16 protein-coding genes, 1 tRNA gene and 1 pseudogene are annotated in these 21,040 nt (G+C 59.8%); 12 read left to right on the top strand and 6 right to left on the bottom strand.

Features of this window, described 5'->3' with window-relative positions:
- The first annotated feature begins 56 nt into the window (after positions 1–56).
- Both fliD and fliS read left to right on the top strand, forming a co-directional pair.
- Positions 57–1,772, top strand: a complete 1,716-nt coding sequence (gene fliD, locus P5540_10445; GenBank protein ID HRT65233.1) for a flagellar filament capping protein FliD — start codon at positions 57–59, stop codon at positions 1,770–1,772.
- Positions 1,773–1,792: 20 nt separating this feature from the next.
- Complete coding sequence (fliS, locus tag P5540_10440) at positions 1,793–2,236, top strand: flagellar export chaperone FliS (protein ID HRT65232.1); 444 nt, start codon at positions 1,793–1,795, stop codon at positions 2,234–2,236.
- Between the two features lie 7 nt (positions 2,237–2,243).
- Here fliS and alr read toward each other — a convergent pair whose 3' ends face one another.
- The 3 genes from alr to P5540_10425 all read right to left on the bottom strand — a co-directional run bounded on the left by alr (position 2,244) and on the right by P5540_10425 (position 6,158).
- Positions 2,244–3,365, bottom strand: coding sequence for an alanine racemase (gene alr / locus P5540_10435; protein ID HRT65231.1), 1,122 nt, complete (start codon positions 3,363–3,365; stop codon positions 2,244–2,246).
- Positions 3,362–3,976, bottom strand: a complete 615-nt coding sequence (pgsA, locus tag P5540_10430) for a CDP-diacylglycerol--glycerol-3-phosphate 3-phosphatidyltransferase (GenBank protein ID HRT65230.1) — start codon at positions 3,974–3,976, stop codon at positions 3,362–3,364. Before pgsA ends, alr begins: the two co-directional genes overlap by 4 nt.
- Positions 3,977–4,244: 268 nt before the next feature.
- Positions 4,245–6,158, bottom strand: coding sequence for a tetratricopeptide repeat protein (locus P5540_10425; protein ID HRT65229.1), 1,914 nt, complete (start codon positions 6,156–6,158; stop codon positions 4,245–4,247).
- 236 nt (positions 6,159–6,394) lie between these two features.
- Between P5540_10425 and P5540_10420 the strand changes: the two genes are divergently transcribed.
- Genes P5540_10420 through P5540_10410 form a run of 3 tightly spaced genes read left to right on the top strand, consistent with a single transcriptional unit; the run spans position 6,395 to position 11,434 of the window.
- Complete coding sequence (locus P5540_10420) at positions 6,395–7,042, top strand: CerR family C-terminal domain-containing protein (protein ID HRT65228.1); 648 nt, start codon at positions 6,395–6,397, stop codon at positions 7,040–7,042.
- Positions 7,043–7,049: 7 nt separating this feature from the next.
- Positions 7,050–8,324 carry an efflux RND transporter periplasmic adaptor subunit gene (locus P5540_10415; GenBank protein ID HRT65227.1) on the top strand — a complete coding sequence of 425 codons (1,275 nt, stop codon included), beginning with the start codon at positions 7,050–7,052 and terminating at the stop codon, positions 8,322–8,324.
- Positions 8,324–11,434: an efflux RND transporter permease subunit gene (locus tag P5540_10410; GenBank protein HRT65226.1), complete on the top strand. Its 3,111-nt coding sequence runs from the start codon at positions 8,324–8,326 to the stop codon at positions 11,432–11,434. The genes P5540_10415 and P5540_10410 overlap by 1 nt, the downstream gene beginning before the upstream one ends.
- 21 nt (positions 11,435–11,455) lie before the next feature.
- On the opposite strand, the gene P5540_10405 is transcribed toward P5540_10410, so the two are convergent.
- Positions 11,456–12,667, bottom strand: a complete 1,212-nt coding sequence (locus P5540_10405) for a M20/M25/M40 family metallo-hydrolase (protein HRT65225.1) — start codon at positions 12,665–12,667, stop codon at positions 11,456–11,458.
- Positions 12,668–12,801: 134 nt separating this feature from the next.
- Here P5540_10405 and P5540_10400 point away from each other — a divergent pair.
- The 7 genes and pseudogenes from P5540_10400 to P5540_10370 all read left to right on the top strand — a co-directional run bounded on the left by P5540_10400 (position 12,802) and on the right by P5540_10370 (position 19,190).
- Positions 12,802–12,878: transfer RNA gene (locus P5540_10400), tRNA-Val, on the top strand.
- A 150-nt stretch (positions 12,879–13,028) separates the two neighbouring features.
- Complete coding sequence (locus P5540_10395; protein HRT65224.1) at positions 13,029–13,400, top strand: response regulator; 372 nt, start codon at positions 13,029–13,031, stop codon at positions 13,398–13,400.
- 30 nt (positions 13,401–13,430) lie between these two features.
- Positions 13,431–14,849 carry a hypothetical protein gene (locus P5540_10390; GenBank protein HRT65223.1) on the top strand — a complete coding sequence of 473 codons (1,419 nt, stop codon included), beginning with the start codon at positions 13,431–13,433 and terminating at the stop codon, positions 14,847–14,849.
- A gap of 110 nt (positions 14,850–14,959) precedes the next feature.
- Positions 14,960–16,183, top strand: coding sequence for a glycosyltransferase family 4 protein (locus tag P5540_10385; protein ID HRT65222.1), 1,224 nt, complete (start codon positions 14,960–14,962; stop codon positions 16,181–16,183).
- Positions 16,180–16,662, top strand: a complete 483-nt coding sequence (locus tag P5540_10380; GenBank protein HRT65221.1) for a hypothetical protein — start codon at positions 16,180–16,182, stop codon at positions 16,660–16,662. The genes P5540_10385 and P5540_10380 overlap by 4 nt, the downstream gene beginning before the upstream one ends.
- Before the next feature lie 284 nt (positions 16,663–16,946).
- Positions 16,947–17,843, top strand: a pseudogene (locus P5540_10375) (extracellular solute-binding protein).
- Between the two features lie 432 nt (positions 17,844–18,275).
- Positions 18,276–19,190, top strand: a complete 915-nt coding sequence (locus tag P5540_10370) for a sugar ABC transporter permease (GenBank protein ID HRT65220.1) — start codon at positions 18,276–18,278, stop codon at positions 19,188–19,190.
- 116 nt (positions 19,191–19,306) lie between these two features.
- On the opposite strand, the gene P5540_10365 is transcribed toward P5540_10370, so the two are convergent.
- Both P5540_10365 and P5540_10360 read right to left on the bottom strand, forming a co-directional pair.
- Positions 19,307–20,188: a hypothetical protein gene (locus P5540_10365; protein ID HRT65219.1), complete on the bottom strand. Its 882-nt coding sequence runs from the start codon at positions 20,186–20,188 to the stop codon at positions 19,307–19,309.
- A gap of 67 nt (positions 20,189–20,255) precedes the next feature.
- On the bottom strand, positions 20,256–20,984 hold the full coding sequence (locus P5540_10360; GenBank protein HRT65218.1) for a WYL domain-containing protein: 729 nt from the start codon (positions 20,982–20,984) through the stop codon (positions 20,256–20,258).
- Positions 20,985–21,040 lie beyond the last annotated feature (56 nt).

Here is a 21,040-nt window from a genome sequence, read left to right as displayed (position 1 = left end):
GCAGACGGCGGGGTTGCCGGGCAGACGCCGGACCGCAAGCGGCGGGAGGATCGAGTATGTCGAGTTCGTTCAGTGTCGGCGGCCTCATGACGGGGTTGGACACAGGCAGTATTGTCAGCCAGCTTATGGCCATTGAGCGCCAGCCCGTGACCCGTCTACAGAATCAAATCAAAGCCCTCAATTCCCAGAAAAGCGCCATCGGAGAACTGCGCACGCAACTCCAGACCTTGCGCGCGAAAATTCAGGATTTCCGTCTTCTGGGTGTATTTTCGCAATATACGGCGACTACAAGCGACAACAAAGTGCTTACGGCCTCCATATCGGGGCCCAACCCCGTCGTCGGATCCTATGCCGTGAACGTGACGCAAATGGCCAGCGCCACCGTCGCGACCGGCAGCAGCGCGATGGGGCAAGCCATCAATCCCGGCGCGGTCCTGTCGTCGAGCGGAATGACCACGGCGGTGACGGCCGGAACCTTCACCATCAACGGCGTTTCCATTACGGTCGATCCCGCGACGCAGACGCTCAATCAAGTGTTGACGGCCATCAATGCCAGCGGCGCGGGCGTTACGGCTTCCTACAACGCGCTCACGGACAAAATTACTTTTGAAAACAGCACGCCGGGTAACACGGCAATCATCAATTTCGGGGCCGACGACGACACCAGCAACTTCCTCTCGGCCATCCATGTGACGGAAGCCACTCAGAGCACAAGCGGCGGCGGTTCGACGGTCGCGACGAGCACACGGAACCTTGGGGCTATTGATAGTGCAAAATTGCTGAACCAGGTTTCCTTCGCCAACGGCGCGATCACAGCGGGCACATTCAAAATCAACGGTGTAACAATTTCGGTGGATCCCGCCGCCGACACCATGCTCGATGTTGTGCAGCGCATTAACGATTCCGGCGCGCAAGTGAGCGCAAGTTACGACGGCACAACGGATTCGCTGCGATTCGTGGCCAAGACGCTGGGTAGCCGCACCATCAGTTTCACGGCGGGAACGAGCAATTTCCTGTCGGTAACGAACCTCGTTTCGCCGACGCAAACGGCGGGCAGCGACGTCCAGTTTACCATCAACGGCGGGCCCGTGCAGACCCGAAACACCAACGAGGTGTCGGACGCCATCGGCGGCGTGACGCTTAGGCTGCTGAGCACGGGTACGAGCACAGTGACGATTGCGGCGGACGACGACAAAATCGTCGAAAGCGTCAATTCGTTCATCACGTCGTTCAACGAGTCCGTGGACAAGATTGTGGCGTTGACGGCCAAGGACGGCACGCTGGCCAACGACGCGACCATCAAAGAAATCAAGGCCACGCTGCAAACACTGGTTTTTGGATCGGTGTCGGGCATCAGCGGTTCGTACAAGTCCCTGATTGACCTGGGCATCACGACCGGCGACACGTTCGACGCGGGCACGACGTCGCATCTGCAACTGAAGGAGGACACCCTGCGCGAGGCATTGCGCACCGCGCGGCTCAACGTGCAGAATGTGTTCTACAACACCGGAACGACGGGTGTCGCCGACCAGTTGTATGCCTATCTGGACAGCATCACCAAAGTGGGTGGATTCCTGAACGACCGGGCGAAATCCAACGGAAGCATTGACCGGCAAGTCCAGGACATCAATGCCCGAATAGATCGTTTGAACGCATCCATCGCGAAGAAGGAAACGCGATTGAAAAAACAGTTTGCGGCGCTCGAACAATTCTCCTCGCAAATGCAATCGCAAAGCACGGCAATTACCGCCTTGTCGAAATACGATTGGTGAAGACGGATAAGGAGTTGCACATGGCCACGTCAACAGCCGGATATGGCGTATACAAGAAAGTGGATGTTGAAACGGCTTCGCAAGGCAAGCTGATCGTGATGATGTTCAACGGGGCCATCCAGCGCGCCGAAGAGGCCCGGCGGCAGTTGGATCGCGGCAGCGTCGAGGGCGTTCACAACAACCTCATACGCGCCCAGGACATCCTCGGCGAGCTGCGCGGCGCGCTAAATATGAACGCGGGGGAACTGGCCCGGAATCTCGACCGGCTCTACGAATATTTTCAGCACCTTCTGATTATGGCCAACATCCGCAAGCAGACGGCGCCCATCGAGGAATGCATCCAGCACATGACCGCGATGCGCGACACATGGAAGGAACTCTTCGAGACAATCGCCAAGGAGGAAAAGCCCGCCGCGCCGCAGATCAACCCGCACGGGGCGGCCGTGATGAACATTCAGGGGTGATGGCGCCTTATTCGATGTATTTTCGCTGGACGCGCGTGCCGATGCCGGCAAGAATGTCGTAGGGGATGCTCTGGGCGTGCCGCGCGAGTTCCTCGACGGTAATGGTTTCGTCGCCGTCCGTGCCAATCAGGGTGGCGGTATCGCCGGCCTCGACATGCTTGAGCGCGGACACGTCGGCCACAATTTGATCCATGCAAACACTTCCGCGGACCGGGCAGCGCTTGCCGCGGATAAGGACATCGGCCTTGTTCGACAAACTGTGCTTGTAGCCGTCGGCGTATCCGACAGGCAGAATGGCGACGCGCGAGGCTTCCGGGGCCGTGTAGGTTCGGCCGTACCCGACGCTTGCGCCGGCTTCGAGTTCCTTCACGAGAATGACCTGCGTTTCCCATCTCAGGACAGGTTTGAGCGGTGAGGAAGCGGGCGGTGTTTCGCCCGGCCACGCCCCGTAGGTCATCAATCCCGGCCGCACCATGCCGAACGCGCTGGAAGGGTAATTCAGAATGGCCGCGCTGTTGGCGGCATGGGCGATTTCGTAGGGGATGCCTTCTTTGTCGAGTTGCCGCAGCACCTGCTTGAATTGCCGGATTTGGTTCAGGGTGAAGGGATTGTCCGGCAGGTCGGCCACGGGAAAATGCGTCGCCACGCCCTCGATGTCTATGTTCGGCACACGGGTTAAAAACAGCATGTTGCGCACGGCCTCGTCGAGTTCGAAGCCCTGGCGGCCCATGCCGGAATCCACCTTGCAGTGGACGGGGATCATTTTGTTGGCTTTGCGCGCGAGTTCGCCGAGCCGTTCGGCGGCCCGCACGTCGGACAACATCGGGCGCAGGTTGTATTCGATGAGGGCCGGAAGCGCATCTTCGGGCGGCTGCACCAACACGAGAATCGGCGCCTTTATGCCGTTTTCGCGCAACACGATCGCCTCGTCCACCATGGCCACGCCCAGCATGGATGCGCCTTCCGCGATGGCGCGGTGGGCGAGGGGAACCGCGCCGTGGCCGTAGGCGTTGGCTTTCATGATGGCCATGATCTGGCAATCCGCCGGAATAATCTGGCGGACAAGCCTCAGGTTATGCGCGTAGGCGCCAAGGTCCACTATGGCCCGCGATGACGATGTGTCGCTCATGATTGCCCTCCCCCTTGAATGGCGCGCCAATTGGCGTACAGGAATTGCGCGCCGGAATAGATGGTTATGCAGGCCACCAGCACGATCGCGCACAGCGAGGCGTAACGAACCGCGGCAAGGTATGTGTCTAGATAGCGCGTGGCCGGCGCCAGCGCCGCCTCGTACCGTTCCCATACCTGCGCGACAATCGCAAGGAACAAAAATATGAACACGAAGACCAGTTGGGTGACGGTTTTGGTCTTGCCCCACCAATTCGCCCCGATGACCAATCCGTCGCTGGCCGCCAGCGCACGCGCGCCGGTGATGAGAAATTCGCGCGCGATTATCGCCACGACAGTCCAGCCCGGAATCCACAGGCACGGAACGTCCATCAACATGATGAGCGCCCCGACGACCAGCACCTTGTCCGCCACCGGGTCCAGCAATTTGCCGAAATTCGTTATCAGCCCGCGTGCCCGAGCGATTTTACCGTCGTAATAATCCGTTATCGCCGCCGCGGTAAACACCACATAGGCAGCCAGAAAAGTGTAATAGTGATGCAGCGACATCAGGGCCACGAACCCCAACGCCATCACGAAACGCGCCAATGTCAACCGGTTGGGAAGATTCATCGTGCGGTTATTGTAGCAGAAGATATTCCGATGCGCATCCTGGATGCGCAGACCCAAAAGCGCGGCGCGAAACCGGGTAGGAATCGCGCTACCGACAGTATGAACCCCGCATGTCCGCCCCTTCCCATGGACGACATGGTCTCAACGCCATAGACATTGCAGACGTTACCTGCCAAGCAACACACGCATCTAGGCCTTAATGCCCGTTATGCGGGAAAACAGATCCGCGTTCGTTTACCGATCCCCGATCGGCGAAAAGGTCCGCGGTTTACTGCGTCATAGTCTGTTTGATTCGCATTTCCTTGGTGAGTTGCACGCCCTCTTCCTTCTTGACCACTTTGCAGATGGCGTATTCGTCTTCCACGCTGGTGACTTCCAGCATGGCGACCTTTGCCTCGCGATGCGCGATAACCTTTCCGCCGGCCTCGATGGGTTCGCCTTCCTTGACGACCATGAATTTTTGGCCCGGCTTTGCGCCGTGCGCCTTGCCGAGGTTGATAATCACCGCATCGTCGGCCGACGCATCCGCAATCAACCCCTGCATCTGACGATCCTCGGCGGCTTTCTTGACAATCTCCTGCACGACGCCGTCCACCAGAGCGTCGAGATTCGATAGGTCCTTCACGCTGCGCTTGATTTGCGCCGCGATCGAAGTGGTCTCCGTGTCAATTAGACGGATATACATGATTGTGTCGGCGCCCAGCGTCGCAAAATCAATAAAACCGAGCATGCGGGCCGACATGACCTTGCCGAGTTGCAATTGGGTATCCTGTTTCGCCAGATCCGATGAGCCCAGGTTCAATTCTTGGAGAAGTTTGTCAAGGACGGCGCGTTCGACGAGTTTCACGCGGCCGTCGGCCTGCACCCTTGCCTCAATTTCACGCTGCAGGACAACATCTGTGCCGGCGCGATCGAAGAAGGCGGTTTGCTCGGACGTTGACGGCAGGAACGCCAGCACCATCGGGCGCGTGGACCACTCATCGAGGGGCTTTTCCTTTCCGGACGCCTTGAGCGCCTCGTAGCGTGCCTTGAGATCGTTGATCTGCGATCGAATCAGTTCACCGCGCTTGACGTCGTTGGCTTCCTTCATTTCTTTTTGTATTTGTTGCAGCATGGCCTTGACCATGCCGTCGTCCCGAATTTCCTGCGCTTTCGAGAGCACTTCCTCGGCCTTCTTGAGATCGCCTTTCTGGCGATATGCGGCGCCCTCGTTGCTCAGCGCCACCACGTTGTAGGGATCCAAGGCGACCGATTCCTGGTACTTTTTAATGGCGGTGTCCACATCGCCCTTTTCCTGCGCGATGCGTCCCGCGCCGTTGACCGCTTCGGCCTTCTGCCAATCCTCGGCAGGTTTGGCCGCCGCCGCGTTAAAGGCCGCTTGGGCCTCGTCCAGTTTGCCGGTCCGCATCAGCGCCGTGCCTTTGACGGTTTCGGCGTAGGCGTTGCCGGGGTCCGCGGCGCTGGCCAATTCGATGGCTTTGGCCGCATCGCCTTTTTCCAGCGCAACCATGGCGAGTCCTTCTTTCGAGTCAATCTGGCCGAATTCCGCCTGGGCTTCATCCAGTTTGCCTTCGGCAGCCAGCGCAAACCCCTTTACGTTGCGCGCAACCTTGGGATCTTCGCCGGCCTCGATGGCGACTTCGGCCACGGCCTTGGCTTGTTCGGTCTTGCGTTGCTGGAAATAGACATTCGCCACGTCGCTGATGACGTCCGCCTCCGCCTTGCCGCTGCCGACCAGCGATTTCAACACCACCTTCTTATTCGTCAAAATGAACGTCAGCGGCAGCGTGGTGAATGGCCCGAAATTCTTTTCTGATCCGAGTTCCGGAGTGTCTTTGATGATGTAATAGTCAATGGCCAGATCGTCGGCGAATTTTTTCAGGGCGGGTTCGTCTTCTTTCCAGCCGATGGCGACAATCCGCAGTTTCTCCTTGTAAAGCGCATCCAGGCGGCGCAACTTCACGGCAATTTCTTCCCCCGTGCTGGTCGTGAAAAAGAACAAAATGACCAGATCGGGCTTGTTCCCCATTATGGTGTCCAAATCCACTTCCTGGCCCCGAATGTCCAGCGCCCTAAAACTCGGCACCTGTTCGCCCTTTGCCGGCACCGCCGCCGCCACAACCGAAAACAGCATGGCGAACACGGCCGCCATTCCCAACGCCCATACTTTTATGCTTGGCATATCCGTTCCTCCCGAAATAAAGCATTCGTCGAGTTTACTGCCGTCTGCTATCCGTACACAATACCCGTCTTGAACGTAATGTTCAACACCCCCGCCAAGCGGAGAAATTTCCGCGGGAAGTTATTCTGATTATACCACACTTTATACCACACTTTTTGACTTGACAAAAAGTCATGAAAATGATATAGTATTTTCAAATTGCTATTTGAAAACTTTATTTTGAAAGCGATTTAGAGATGAGTCATTACCTTACCGGCAATGAAACCAAGGCCCGGCTGCTGGAAGCGGCTGGAGAAGTCTTTGCCGAGTATGGGTTTAGACATGCAAAAGTCCAGGATATTTGCCATCGTGCCGGGGCCAACGTGGCGGCAATCAATTATCATTTCGGGGGAAAAGAACAACTTTACCAAGCGGTGATTCTTCATGCCATTGATGCCGATGAAACTTTTTTGCAAAGTCTGGCCGGGACGCCCGGAACTCCTCCGGATGTTCGCCTGCGGCAATTCATCGGCTCGTTTCTCATGGCCACGCTGAGTTCCGAAAATCCGGCTTGGCATGGGAAATTGCTTTCGCACGAGTTGTCGGATCCCACACCGGCAATCGAGTTGGTGATCGAACATCTGGTGCGTCCCATTCACAACACGTTATTCGCAATTATCAATGAATTGCTTGGCGCGAAAGCGAATCCCGAGGATGCGGAGTTTCTCACCGTAAGCGTGCTGGGCCAGTGCGTGATTTACCACCACGCGAAAGAAGTCGTCGTCCGGATGAATCCGGAACTTCGGTTTGATGCGGCGTCGCTGGATGCATTGGCCGGACGCATTGCCCGGTTTTCCCTGAATGCCATACGCAGTTATGCGGCGTCGGCGACGGATAAGGAGTAACGCGGGTATGAGACACAGAGTATTGATCGCGCTGGTTGCCCTTGCGGCGCTTGGCGCCGGCGCGGTTTTCGTGCGATCCACGCTGGCGGGTTCGGAAAGCGGCGCGTTGTTGTTTGGATTGTCGGCTGAAAAAGCGGAACTGGGCATGGAAAAAACACCGGGACCGGACAGCGGCGAGGCCAAGGCGCCGATTGCGATCGTGCCGGTCGAAATCGTCGAGGCGGACAATGTGTTGCGGATTACAGGGACATTGACGGCGGATGAAAAGGCCGAGGTGGCGAGCACCGCCAACGGGATCGTCGAGGAGGTCTATGTCGAGCGCGGCAGCCTTGTCGAGAAGGGGGCCGTGCTAGTGAAGGTGGATCCGACCGATGTTGAGAACGGTCTTCGCGAGGCTCGGGCCGGCATCGAGGAATTGAAGGCGGCGCTGGGATGGGACGAGAACCGCGACAGCAAGGGATACAACGTGGAGAACCAGCCGGGCGTGCAGATGGCGAAGGCGGCACTCGATCTTGCGGCGGTAAACAACGATCGCATCACGAAATTGTTCGAACAGGGCGCCGTATCGAAGGCCCAATACGACCAGTCCAACACCGAATACGAATCGGCCCGGCAACGCCATCAGCAGGCGCTGTACCAAGCGCGGCAACTTTACCAAAGTTATAAGACCGCCTGCACCAAACTCAAGACGCTCGAAAAGATTCTGGACGACACGACGATCGAGGCGCCCTTTACAGGCTGGGTGACGCAACGGTACGTGTCGAAAGGCGAGCGCGTTTCGACCAATCCGATGGGGGCGGGGGCCAATGTCGCCTCGATGGTAAAAGTGGATCCGTTGCGCTTGTTGCTCATGGTGCCTCAGCAGGACATCGCGCATGTGCAGCCCGGCGGCGCGGTCCGGTTTCAGGTGGACAGTTTTCCCGGCCGGATTTTCACCGGCGAGGTGCGCTACGTCAGTCCGAGTGTGGAAAACATGACACGGTCCATGTCGGTGGAGGCCCTCGTGCCCAATCCCGATCACGTTCTACGCCCGGGCTTTTTCGTCACGGCCGAACTGGTGCTGCCTGAAAAGCGCAAGGACTGCTTCGTGCCGGAATCGGCCGTCGTGCGCGAAAACGACGTGGCCCGGGTCTTTGTCGTGCGCGACGGAAAAGCGCTTGCGCAGGTCGTATCCACCGGCGAAACCCGGGAAGGGCGCGTGCGGATAGTGACGGGCCTTGCCGAAGGGGATAGGGTGATTGCCGAGCCGGACAAGGTCAAAGACGGGGACGCCGTTCAGTAATGCATAAACTGGCCGAGATTTGCGTGCGCCGCCCGGTCTTCGCGACCGTTCTGATCCTTGTCCTCGTCGTGTTTGGCGTTTTCGGCTACTCGAAACTGGGCGTGGACTGGTTCCCGAAAGTGGATTTCCCCATCATTACCATCACCGCCATTCTGCCCGGCGCCGCGCCGGAGGAAATGGAGACCGAAGTCGCCGAAAAAATCGAGGAGGCCGTCAATACCGTCAGCGGCATAGACGAACTTCGATCCATTTCCGCCGAAGGCGTATCGCAGATCATCGTCGTATTTGACCTTGAAAAAGACATTGATGTGGCGTCGCAGGAAGTGCGCGACAAACTCAACCGTGTCTTGCCGGATCTGCCGAAGGACCTCGAACAGCCCACGGTCGAAAAGATGGATCCGGATGCGTCGCCCGTGCTTACGCTGGCGCTGAGCGGACCGTTTCCCATCCGGGAACTCACGGAATACGGCGACAAGGTGCTTCGGCGGCAACTCGAATCGGTGGCGGGCGTCGGCCAAGCCTCGCTGATCGGGGGACAAAAGCGTCAAATCCATGTCCGGCTCGAACCCGCGAAACTGCGCGCATACGGATTGACCATATCGAATGTGGCGGTGGCATTGCAGACGCAGAATATCCAGGTGCCCGGCGGGACCGTGAAAGAAGGCGCAAAGGAATTGACGTTGCGCACGCTGGGCCGGGTCAATGCCGTCGAGGATTTGGGCAATATTCCCGTGGTCAACATCGCGGGACGCGTGGTCCGCATCAACGATCTGGGCGTGGTCGAGGACGGTTCCGAAGAACCGAAAAGCCTTGCCCAATTGAACGACACTCCGGCGGTGCTGCTCAATGTGCGGAAGCAATCGGGCACGAATACGGTCGAAGTGATCCGCAACGTCAAGGAACGGCTCGATACCCTTTTGAAGACGATTCCCAAGGGATACGAGGTGCAGATTGTGCGCGACCAGTCGGTCTTCATCGAAAGTTCGGTGAACACCGTGAAAGAGCATTTGGTCATCGGCAGCATTCTGGCCGCGGTGGTGGTGCTGATATTCCTGGCCAATGCACGGACGACCGTGATTAGCGCGCTGGCGATTCCGACGTCCATCGTCAGCACCTTTGCGGTCATGTACTATATGGGGTTTACCCTGAACGTGCTGTCGCTGCTGGCGCTGACGTTGTCCGTGGGCATCGTGATTGACGACGCGGTGGTCGTGCTTGAAAACATCTTCCGCTATATCGAGGAAAAGGGATGCTCTCCAATCGAGGCGGCCAAGGCCGCGACCCGTGAAATCGGCATGGCGGTGCTGTCTATCACGCTGTCGCTGGTGGCCGTGTTCCTGCCGATCGCCTTCATGGAAGGCATCATCGGACGCTTTATGGTGTCGTTTGGCATCACGATGGCGTCGGCGATCGTCATCAGCATGATCGTCAGTTTCTCCTTGACGCCCATGCTGGCGTCGCGCTGGCTGCGACGCCCGGACAACGGTAATTCGGACGCGGAACACGCCCCGAAATCGAAGAGCCGCGGATTCTACCATGCCATCGAAAGCGGCTACCTCGGATTGCTGAATTTCTGCCTGCATCACCGCTGGCTGGTCGTGCTGATTTGCATTGCGCTGCTCGCGACGGTTCCCTATCAACTCACGCATTTGCGCAAGAACTTCATGGCGGACGAGGATCAGTCGGAATTCCAACTGACGGTCCGGACGCCGGAAGGCACTTCGCTTGAAGCCACCCAGGTATTGATGGGCCGAATCGCGCGCGACATCCGCCGGCTCGAGGGCGTCAACTATACCGTGGCCAGTACGGCCGACACCGAACAGCGCACGCCGAATCTCGGTACGATTTACGTCCGTCTTGCGGATATGCACCTGCGCAAGTTCTCCCAAATGGCCTTCATGGACTACCTTCGGAACAATCTCCTGCCCCGGTATGCCGCCGAAAACCTGCGGGTCAGCGTTGAACCCGTGGCGGCCATCTCCGGCGGCGGACGTTACCAGACGATCCAGTATGTCATTGCCGGGCCGGACATGAAACAGTTGGCGGCCTACGGCCAAACCGTCATGGAAAAACTCAAGGAAGTGCCCGGCGCCGTTGACATTGATTCGAATCTTATCGTGGGGAAACCGCAATACGGCGTCATCGTGGATCGCGAGAAGGCGGCGGATCTCGGCGTGTCGGTGGCGAACATCGCGCAAACCCTGCGGCTGCTGGTGGCCGGCGACAACGTTTCGACCTACAACGAGGGCGGGGAACAATACGAGGTGTTTTTGCGGGCGGGCGCGGCCTACCGCAACAGCCTCGACGAACTGGCGCTGGTCACGGTCCCGTCGCTCACGCGAGGCGCCGTGCCGCTCGGCGACGTCGTGCGGTTCGAGGAAGGCACCGGTCCCTCGCAGATCAACCGGCTGAACCGCATGCGCGAAGTGACCATCTACGGCAATCTCGGCCCGGGCGCGTCGCAGCAGGGCATCATTGACGCGCTCAACGCCATCGTGGCGGATCTCCACATGCCGCCCGAATACAAGACCGAGCTTTCGGGGCAGTCGAAGGAACTGGGCCGCGCCTTCTCGGCGTTCATCATGGTGTTCATCATGGCGTTCATCTTCATCTACCTGGTGCTGGCGGCGCAGTTCGAGTCGTGGCTTCATCCGATCACGATCCTGCTCGCCTTGCCGCTGACGTTTCCCTTCGCGCTGGCCTCCCTGTTTATTTTCAACCAATCGCTGAACATCCTGTCTATCCTCGGCATCCTGGTCCTGTTCGCCGTTGTGAAAAAGAACTCGATCCTTCAGATCGATCACACGAACCAGTTGCGCGCCGAAGGCATGGACCGCCACAAAGCCATCATGCTCGCAAATAAAGACCGCTTGCGCCCCATTTTAATGACGACGGTGGCGTTTGTGTCCGGCATGCTTCCGCTGCTGATTTCGAGCGGGACCGGCGCGGCGGCCAACCGTACCATCAGCAGCGTCGTCATCGGCGGCCAGTCGCTGTCGCTGCTGTTGACGCTCTTGGCGACGCCCGTGGCCTATTCGCTTTTCGACGATATCGCCCATGCGCGGCTCTGGCGGCGGTTGGGACTGAAACGCGGCGCCGAAAACGATTGATCGCGCTTGTGGCAATTCCCTTCAAACGGGAGCCCGGTCGTATCGTTCGACCGCGGCCAGCGCGACGGCCAAACTGCGCCGGATGCATTCCGGATCCATGTTGTCCCAATGATCGAGGCGTGTGTGGTAGTACCTTGGCGGCGACGGGTCCATCGCGACCAGCGCCGTCGCCGCGATGCCGGCCTGCGTGAAGGCCGCCGCATCCGTGGCGCCGATGCGGATTGTCCCGGCGGGAAGGTCGAAACCGCAGTCTTTTCCCGCCTCCTGCACCAGCGCGCTGAAGGCCGCGTCGTTGCGCACCGTGCCGTTGAGATCGCCTGTGTATACCATGAAGTGTTCCGTGTCGTGGAAGGTGTCCAGCGCGAGAAAGGCCGTGGGGATTTCCTTCAACTCCCGATTGTGCGCCGCGGCGAACGCCTTGGCGCCGCGCAGGCCGGCCTCTTCGGAGCCGGTCACCAGGCAGCAGACTTCCGTGTGGTCGAAACGGACGTTCATGGCATGCAGATGCCTGAGCACGGCAACGGCCGCGAACGTGCCGGTCAGATTGTCGTTCGCGCCGGGCGCCACGACGGAGAAACGCGAATAGAAAATGGCCAGAACACAGGCCGGCGCGAACGCGAATCGCGCCCATTCCAAACCATGCCAGCCGGGGAAGGACAACCACGGCGCCACGGGTTGCAAGAGGTGCAGGAAATTGAGGAGCGACACAAAACAAACGCCGGCGATGGTCCAATAAATGACGCCCAACAGGACGCCGCGTCCCATGAGGTTGTAGCGCCATTCATAGGCCGCGTCGGCATGGCCGCCCAGAATGATCCGCCGCCGGCAATCGTCCGAGGCGCGCCGGACCGCGTACACATTGTGCGAGGTGCGTTTTGGGAAAAAGGGATCGAGCACGCGCCAGTATCGCCTGAATTGCAAGGCGACAATCCCCACACCCAGCACGCAGGCGGCGTTGGCGGCTAACGGAAACGACTCGTATGCGAAAATGCCCACGAGAAACAGGAGGCCCGACACCGGCAGAAATCCCATGAGCGCCTTCGGCGACACGCAAAATGGCTCGATGCGAACCTCGTCGGCGCAGGCGATCAGTTCATCCCGGACAAATTCCTGCGCGTGGCGTTCGCCCTCGCTGCCCGGATCGCGCGCCCCGAACGTTTCGATGACGTGCCGCGCGCAATCGATCACATAACCAGCCGCGCCGTGCGGCCATGGCTCACCCGTAGCCGGCATAATGAGTATTCCTCCGCCGTTCCCAACGCACGGGCGTCATTAGACTATGCCGCCGCCCGTGAAAGCAAGATCCGCGCCTGCCGCATCGAGGCATTTGACCGTTATTGCGCCCTTGTGTTAGCATTTTGGGCATTGGGCGACTAGCTCAGGTGGTTAGAGCGCCGTCTTCACACGGCGGAGGTCCACAGTTCGAGCCTGTGGTCGCCCACCAATGAATTTCACAACGGCCGCCGGAACGCGGGAAGCGTTTGGGCGGCCGTTGTCGTTTCGGTCCGCGGCCGCCGGGTTTGCGGCCTGTCTTGCCCCTGTGACATAATCACCCCGGATTTATGACGGGTTTTTTCCCGGGGAGTGAAGCGCCATGGCGGAATGCAAGACCATCCTCGTAGTTGACGACGATCCCGATATCCGTTTTTTCTGCACGACGGTACTGGGGGGCGCGGGATACAATGTCATTACCGCAGACAGCGGTGAAACCGGCTTGGAAATGGCCCGGACGGAAAACCCGGACCTGATCATTCTCGACATCATCATGGAGCGTTTGGATTCGGGGTATCGCGTGGCGGACGCACTGGCCGGGACAATCCCCATCATTCTTCTTTCGTCCATTCTGAACGAGTCGGATCAAATCTTCGATCCGAAAGATCTGCCGGTTGCCGCCGTGCTCAGCAAGCCGATTTCGCCCAAGATGCTGCGCGATACCGTGTCTCAGGTCTTGAACGCCGGAGTCTAGGCGCCGGACCCCAATTGAGGCTGTCGCGGCATGAAAAAGCCCAAAATAGGCCTTTTGTTTCTGGCAGGCGATTCGTGGTGGGACGCGGGTGTCTGCGACGCCAAGGAAGGCCCGTATGCCGGGTTCCTGGACCTCGTCCGCCGGGATTGCCGCGCCGCCGCTGCCGCGCTTTCCGAAACAGCCGATGTGGTCGCGACGGATCTGTTGCACACTGTCGAGGAAACGATCGCGGCGGCACGGTTTTTCAATGCCCAGGATCTCGACGCAATCCTGTTCTGTCCGATCATTTGGACGAACGACCGGCCTGTCGTCGCCTTCATCCAGGAAGCCCGCCGCGTGCCGGTGATGCTGTGGGCCCACGATCCGTATGGACGTCTCCTGCCGCACTACCACATCGAAGAATGGCTGCGCGCAAGCGGCCCGGTGAGCGTCCAGCAATGCTCGAACATCTTCCGCCGCTTTGGCTGGGCTTACGAAAGCGTCTTCGGAAGCGAAAAAGACCCGCGTACCCTGCGCCGCATCCATGCGTTTGCCGCCGCCGCCGCGGTTCGCAGCGGACTGCGCGGCACACGGATTGCCGTACTGCCGGCGCCCTGCCAGATGGTGATGTCCACATGGGCCGACGCGTTTCATTTGCTCGAACGTTTCGGCGTCGAACTGCTGCACGTTTCGGTCGAAGAATATGCGCGTCTCGTGGACGGCATATCCGACAACGACGTGGACGAATACGAGGCGTATCTGCGCGCGTTGTGTCCCATTACGGGCGTGACGGACGACGAACTCCGCGCTTCCGCGCGGCACGCGCTGGCCATGGTGCGACTAACCGAAGAAAACGGCCTGTCCGGTATCGCCATCGAGGATTTCCATCCCGAATTTTACCGTCGTTTTGGATTTCGCCCGCACCTTGCCCATCCGAAATTGGGCGAATTCGGTTGTATCGTGGGCATGGAAGCCGACGTGCCTGGAATTCTGTCAGCATTGATTGCAAGCCGTCTCGCGAATCGTCCGGGCATGTTCAACGAGTTCTTCACGATCGATCGCGACGCCGGCGCGATTCTCATGGGCCATCCTGGTTACGGCGAACCCGCCTTCGGGGATCCCGCGACGTTCATGGTGACGCGCGATCTCGAATTCGATCCGTCGCAACCGGCGGGCGCGTGGCTTTCCTACCGCGCCAAGCCCGGCCCCATGACATTCTTCAACCTTACGCCGGAATGCGGCAACCTCAAAGCGACGGCGTTTCGCGGCGTCGAGGAGGGCGGCCCGCGTCTGATGGACGGTTACGCCCACATGCTTGTGCGCATTTCGGGCCGCGTGGAGCGGCTGTTCGAACGAATCGTGCAGCGGGGGCTGATTCAGCATTGGGGAACCGTTCACGGCGACGTCATGCCCGAACTCGAATGCTTCGCACGAATGACGGGATTGGATCTCGTTGTCCTCGACGAATAATTCCATCGGAAAGAGAAATGAGCTGGACAGCCTGTCGCACGTCGTTTTCGTACACGTTTTGCCTGTTTTTTTCGTTGTGTTTCGCGGCGCAGATGTGTTGAAATGCACCCATGCGCATCGCATTTGTAGACTTGCTTTTTTCATGGCCGCCGCAGGGCGGGGCCGATGCGGACGTATTCCATACCTGCGCGGGCATTCAGGCGCTCGGACACGACGTGCATTTGTTCGCGGCGCGCCACGTTGAATCGCGCGAACGAACCGGCTTTGAACCGGCCGCTCTGCCTTTTCCCGCGACCCGGCTGGATTTCGACGAGGCCGCCATGAACCGGAAACGCGTTCCGGCGCGGTTTCGCGAGGCGGTGGACGCCTGGCGCCCCGACGCGGTGTTTTTCACCTTCGGGTATTTCTTGAAACCGTATGTGATGGAGGCGTTGGCCCATTATCCGTCCATCGCGCGTTTCTATGCGTACGAACCGTTTTGCCCGCGCGATTTGCGACGCTTCAAGGACGGCGCTCCATGCCCCTACGACTATCTGCGCACGCCTGACATATGCCGCCGGTGCGCCCTGAAGTCGCTTGCGCCGGAAATCAGGTCGTGGCGTTTCCTCGCATGGGGGCGCGACTACTGGGCCGCGCGCGCGTTTATGCCCGGTTATCATGCGCGGCTCGCCGCCGCCTTGCGAAACTGCCGGGCCGTTGTCGTCTACAACGAAATGACCCGGCGCCTCTTCGGTGGATTCAACGAAAACGTGTTTGTCGTTCCCGGCGGCGTGGAGGTGGGAAAATATACGGTATGCAACAAGCCTGAAAACCGTCCGATGGTGGCGTTGATGACCGGCCGCGTCGAAGATCCGGTCAAAGGCCTGGGCTGCCTCATGCGCGCGGCGGTTCGCCTGAGACGGCATCGCGACGACTTCGAGGTTTGGGTCACGCGCCCGGACTGGCCCGATGCGCCGCCGGGGTTCAAGGCGACCGGCTGGCTGGCGCCCGAAGCCCTGCGGGATCTTTACGGCCGGGCCGATATCTGCATTGTCCCGTCGGCGTGGGACGAACCGTTCGGCATGGCCGCGGCGGAAGCCATGGCTGCGGGGCGTCCGGTTTGCGCAAGCCGAGTCGGGGGGCTTCAGGACATTGTCGTGGATGGCGAGACCGGTTTTCTTTTCGACCGGGAAGACGATGCGGGGCTGGCCGAATGCATGGGCCGGCTTTTCGACGATGCGGCCTTGCGGACAAGGATGGGCGCGGCGGGACGTGTCCGCGCCGAATCGGAGTACGATTGGCCGCGCATTGTCGCGAGGCATTACCCGCGCATTTTGGAGCGGTTGGCTTCATGAACAAAGCGCGCCGCATAGCCGTGTATTGGAGTCCGGGCCGATCGCTGGAATCGGCGCTTGAAGCCATGGCCGCGACCGAACCGGACGCCCGCCTGTGCGCCATTGTCCCACAGGGATACCCGTTGAACGATTCGGAACGAACTTTGGCGCGGGACGTTATCCAGGCCGGCGAGGCTCATTACACGCTACGCAATCCGTGGCCGTTGTTGCAATGGATTCGGCGTCTACGGCGCGAACGGTTCGACCTGCTGATCGTGCTGTTTGACAGTCCCCGGCTGATGGCCATGGCCGGGGCGGCGCGCCCGTGCAAGGCCGCCTGCCTGCTTCCAAACCGCGTTTTGCTTCCTATGCCGGCCTCGTTCCCCGCCGCGATGGCGCTGCTCCTTGCAAGGCGCCTGAGGGGGAGCTGCGTCCATGCTTTTCTCTGGCTGTTGGTCCGGTTATCCAAAACGCGGGGCGAACGCACATCAGACCGGTAGGCGACCGGCCGCTTTTCACTGAATCCCGGCCGATTTTGGCCTGCCTGTGGCGGATGACGGAACGGAACGAACATGGTATGCTGTCCGCCGGCTTGGGAGTTTCATTTTTGAAGACAATCGTCTTTGTTGTGGCGTTCATGGCGGCGGCCTGTGCGGCCCATGCCGTCGAACCGGTGACTTTGTATTACTGGGGCACGGACAACGATGTCCTGGCGCTGGACCTGATCCAGGAATTCGAGCAGCGTCACAATGGTTCGGACGGCGGCACGCCGATTCGGGTGATTATGGGCCAGACGGCATCGCTGGATCGGACGGGGGATCCGCAGCGGCTCCTCTGCTCGATTACGGGAGGCGATCCGCCCGATGTGGTCTGGTTCCCGCGATTCGCCGTCATCGCTTGGGTGCAGATGGGTGCGCTCGAATCCTTGCAACCCTACCTGGATCGCGATTTGGCCGAGCGTCCGAGCGACCCGTTGACCTTGCGCAAGGACCTGTTTTATCGCGCATGCTGGGACGAGTCCGAGTATGACGGCCAGGTCTATGCCATCACCGCGACGGCGGACAACCGCATCCTCTACTACAACCAGGATATCTTGGACAAGTATGCCGGGGCGCTCAAGGCCGCCGGATGCGTCGCGCCCGGCGATCCGTCCAGACCTGGCCCGCCGCAGACTTGGGAACAACTAAAAAAATGCGTTTCCATTCTCACGCAATTCGATGCGCAGGGCCGGTTGAGCCAGGTCGGCTTCATCCCCAATTACGGCAACGCATGGCTCTATCTCTACGGCTGGCTGAACGGCGGCGAATTCATCAGTCCGGACGGCCGCACCTGCACGCTCGATGCCCCGGAGATCGTGGACGCGCTCGTCTTCATGACGGAACTCTACGACCTGATGGGCGGAATCGAGGCGGTCAGCGCCTTCGAAACCTCGCTGCCCAGCACCGGCATGGACCCGTTCATGTCGGGCAAGGTCGCAATGAAAATTGACTGCGAACCGTTTATCGGATACATCGCCTCGTCCCGCCGCGATCTGCGTTTCGGCGTTACGCTGCCGCCCGCGCCGGAAGGCAAGCCGCGCATGGGCTGGTCGGGCGGCTGGTCGTGGGTAATTCCGAAAGGCGCCAAGCATCCCGTCGAGGCATGGGAATTCATCAAGTTCATGGCGTCGAAACGGGCGTTTCAGATCCGGGCCGACGCGCAACGCCAATTCGCCCGCGCCAGCGGGACGGTATATGTTCCTTATTTGTGCGGCCGTCCCGACATCAATCTATGGGCCGCCGAACATTATGTCTACAGCGACGCCACCATCGAACAGCGATTCAAGGACGCCCAGCGCGTCGCCGTCGAAACGCTTCCCATTGCGAAGTACCGCCCGCGCACGCCTGCAAGCCAACTGTTGTGGAACGAGCACGTCCGCGCGATGGAGAACGGATTGTACAAGCGTTTCGACCCCAACGATCTGCGGCGCAACGCCCGGCTTGCCCTTGAAAGCGGCGCGAAAGTCGTTCAGGCCGAATTGGACAACATATTCAATCCGCCGCCGTATCCGGTCCTTTCCTGGAGGCCGGTCGTCGTCGCGTACATTGTCCTGCTCGTATTCGCCGGCGTGTTGATGTACTGGCATTTCGGGCGATCGATTCGCGCGCGCGGGTATTTTCGCCGCGAATACCACGCGGGCTATCTGTTTGCGGCGCCGTGGTTCATCGGCTTCGCCGTATTCGGCGGCGGACCGATCCTGTTTTCGCTGCTCATGAGTTTCTGCCAATACGACGTGTTCACGCCGCCGAAATTCGTGGGGCTCAAAAATTACGCCGACATGGCCTTCCACGATCCCCTGTTCTACAAATCGCTGTGGAACACGCTGTACATGACCTTGGGCATCCCGCTCGGCATGGGCCTGAGCCTCGCCATCGCCATGTTGCTCAATCACGAAATCAAGGGCATGGCGGTGTACCGCACCTTCTTCTACCTTCCCGCGATTATGCCCGCTGTTGCCGCGTCCATACTCTGGATTTGGATTTTCAATCCACACGAGGGAATCCTGAACGCCCTGCTGGCCCAATTCGGCATCGCGGGACCGGCATGGCTGCAGAATCAGCACTGGGCGAAGCCCGGCCTGATCGTCATGGGATTGTGGGGCGCGGGCGGGGGCATGATCGTGTGGCTCGCCGGATTGAAGGGCATTCCCGCGCATTTGTACGAGGCGGCCCGCATGGACGGCGCGGGACCGCTGCGTTGTTTTTGGAATATCACCCTCCCCATGCTGAGTCCCTATATTTTGTTCAATCTGATCATGGGACTCATCGGAACATTCCAAATCTTCACGCAGGCCTATGTGATGACGCAGGGCGGACCGGTGGATTCGACGTTGTTCTACGCGTACAACCTGTTCAACCACGCTTTCCGTTATCTGAAGATGGGCTACGCGTCCGCCATGGCATGGGTCCTGTTCGGCATCGTGCTGGCCTTGACCGTGCTGCAAATCCGCCTGTCGAAAACCTGGGTCCACTACGAATCGGGCGATTGACGGCTTTTTCGCGCTTTCCGCGATGGATCGCCGCGGCCGGCGCCACATGCAAGGCATCGTTGACGGATTGTTCTCCCACGATCTGTTCGCACAGGTACGGCACAAAGCGCGGGGCGTCATTCCTTGCCTTCGATAAGGGCATGGAACGACTTGAGCACGTCCCGTTTGCTTCCCCATGCCCGGCGGACATTGCCGGGATCCAACAGCCGGCAAGTCCGCGTCAGCACGTTGCGCTGGACGCGCCATCCCTTGAAGACGACCAGATCGGCCCACCAGAACCGTCCGCCCAGCGTCGGCATGCTCAGATTGGGCATCCCGCCCATTTTCGCGGCAGAAGGAATTGCGTCTTCCCACTCAGGAGAGCCCGCCGGACCCTTCGCGCCGGTCTTTTTCGGAGCGCCGCCTGTTTGCGAACCGGTCAGAAACGCCACGACTGTGTCCACGACACACGGATTCCGCGTAATGAATGTGTGCGAGTCATAGACCTCCAAGGGACTGTCCAACCCCGGAAGCCGCGTTTCCGCCACGGAAACGGTCCCGTCGTTGGGCAATGCCAACCGGCCCCGGCTAACCCACGACGTGGGATTTTTCCAATCGAATGATTTCGTGCCGGCAATAATCAGCGTATCCGCGCGGGGAATCGCGCATATCGCATCGAGGCGCCCCTTCGACATGAGTTCCTGTCCCGCCGGTCCGAACAGCCATTTCAGCGGCGTGTCGTCAAGGAGCATCCTCGCCACGGCCGACCCCTGGTTCGGCGGCGCGATCATCGCAATCCGGCCCAGTTTCGGCGTGTCGTGGCTCTTTATCATGCTTCGCACCACGATCCCGCCCAGGCTGTGCGTCACGAAGTGGATCCTTGCGTTGAGTTTCTCATTCAGCAGATAACACTCGTGCAGCGCCTGGGCGGACTCCTCGATCGTCTGCCGCGTGCTCAAGTAGTCCCAGTTCACGACGTTGAAGCCTTGGAGCTTCAAGGCGTCTTCTATCGGATGCATGGAACTCTTCCGCCGTCCCAATCCGTGGATCAATATCGCGCATTCGGCGGCCATGCTCCGTGACTCCTCAGTTCTTTGTCGTTGCCGGAGGGTCATAACGGGCGGTCATGAGCGACAAGGTTTCTTTCAGGCGGTCCCGCGTGTCGGCCGGTTCGAGCAGTTCCGCGTGCGCGCCGAAACTCAGCACCCATGCAAAGAGTTCCAGTTCGTTGCCCGCCGACAACCTCAGTTCCACGCTCCCGTCGGCGCGCCGCGTAATCTTCTGGTCCGCGCTCCACGTCCGCTCGGACACGTACTCCGCCACGTCGGGCGAAAACCGAATACGCACCGGAAACGGCTGCTTCACGATGAACCCGAACACCTCCGGCGCGGATTCGTGCTCGCCTTCGGGCGGTTTGAATGTCTCGTTCGTCATCGTTACCGACTCGATGCGATGCACCGCGAGAACCATCGGTTCCTTGTACGGTTCCTGGCCCGGCTTCGGGATCAACTGGCATTTCAGATACAACGCGTCGCGATAACCCACAAACCGCAGCGGTCCGACCCGGTACTCCTTCGTCGCGTGCCGCGACACCGCGTGATAGACCACCGTGCAGATCTTCCGTTTCCGCATCGCGTTTAGAACGATCTGGATGTGCGCCTGCTGCCGCGAATAGTCAATCCGTCCCTTCGGCAGCGACTCGGCCAGCCCGTCCGACACCCCGCCGCGCTGATCGAAATCCGTCAACAGCGCCGTCGCATGCCGCACCGTTGCACCCGCCTCCTCGCGCAAATCCTTCGGCAACAGATGGCACACCACCGTAATCCCCGGCTAAGGAAGCGATTGGGGCGGGTCATGTCAAATTGAGTCGG

Source organism: Candidatus Hydrogenedentota bacterium, assembly GCA_035450225.1.
Taxonomy (GTDB): domain Bacteria; phylum Hydrogenedentota; class Hydrogenedentia; order Hydrogenedentales; family SLHB01; genus DSVR01.
Note: the sequence above shows the minus strand (reverse complement) of the source record. Positions and strands in the feature narration are given on the sequence as shown.

What these genes read in the sequence shown, in the direction of transcription:
- fliS (HRT65232.1), top strand. Translation starts at nt 1,793, where the DNA reads ATGGCCACGTCAACAGCCGGATATGGCGTATACAAGAAAGTGGATGTT.
- P5540_10385 (HRT65222.1), top strand. Translation starts at nt 14,960, where the DNA reads ATGCGCATCGCATTTGTAGACTTGCTTTTTTCATGGCCGCCGCAGGGC.
- P5540_10410 (HRT65226.1), top strand. Translation starts at nt 8,324, where the DNA reads ATGCATAAACTGGCCGAGATTTGCGTGCGCCGCCCGGTCTTCGCGACC.
- P5540_10405 (HRT65225.1), bottom strand. Translation starts at nt 12,667, where the DNA reads ATGCCGGCTACGGGTGAGCCATGGCCGCACGGCGCGGCTGGTTATGTG.
- P5540_10420 (HRT65228.1), top strand. Translation starts at nt 6,395, where the DNA reads ATGAGTCATTACCTTACCGGCAATGAAACCAAGGCCCGGCTGCTGGAA.
- P5540_10370 (HRT65220.1), top strand. Translation starts at nt 18,276, where the DNA reads ATGTACTGGCATTTCGGGCGATCGATTCGCGCGCGCGGGTATTTTCGC.
- P5540_10390 (HRT65223.1), top strand. Translation starts at nt 13,431, where the DNA reads ATGAAAAAGCCCAAAATAGGCCTTTTGTTTCTGGCAGGCGATTCGTGG.
- fliD (HRT65233.1), top strand. Translation starts at nt 57, where the DNA reads ATGTCGAGTTCGTTCAGTGTCGGCGGCCTCATGACGGGGTTGGACACA.
- P5540_10415 (HRT65227.1), top strand. Translation starts at nt 7,050, where the DNA reads ATGAGACACAGAGTATTGATCGCGCTGGTTGCCCTTGCGGCGCTTGGC.
- P5540_10395 (HRT65224.1), top strand. Translation starts at nt 13,029, where the DNA reads ATGGCGGAATGCAAGACCATCCTCGTAGTTGACGACGATCCCGATATC.
- P5540_10365 (HRT65219.1), bottom strand. Translation starts at nt 20,188, where the DNA reads ATGCATCCGATAGAAGACGCCTTGAAGCTCCAAGGCTTCAACGTCGTG.
- pgsA (HRT65230.1), bottom strand. Translation starts at nt 3,976, where the DNA reads ATGAATCTTCCCAACCGGTTGACATTGGCGCGTTTCGTGATGGCGTTG.
- P5540_10380 (HRT65221.1), top strand. Translation starts at nt 16,180, where the DNA reads ATGAACAAAGCGCGCCGCATAGCCGTGTATTGGAGTCCGGGCCGATCG.
- P5540_10425 (HRT65229.1), bottom strand. Translation starts at nt 6,158, where the DNA reads ATGCCAAGCATAAAAGTATGGGCGTTGGGAATGGCGGCCGTGTTCGCC.
- alr (HRT65231.1), bottom strand. Translation starts at nt 3,365, where the DNA reads ATGAGCGACACATCGTCATCGCGGGCCATAGTGGACCTTGGCGCCTAC.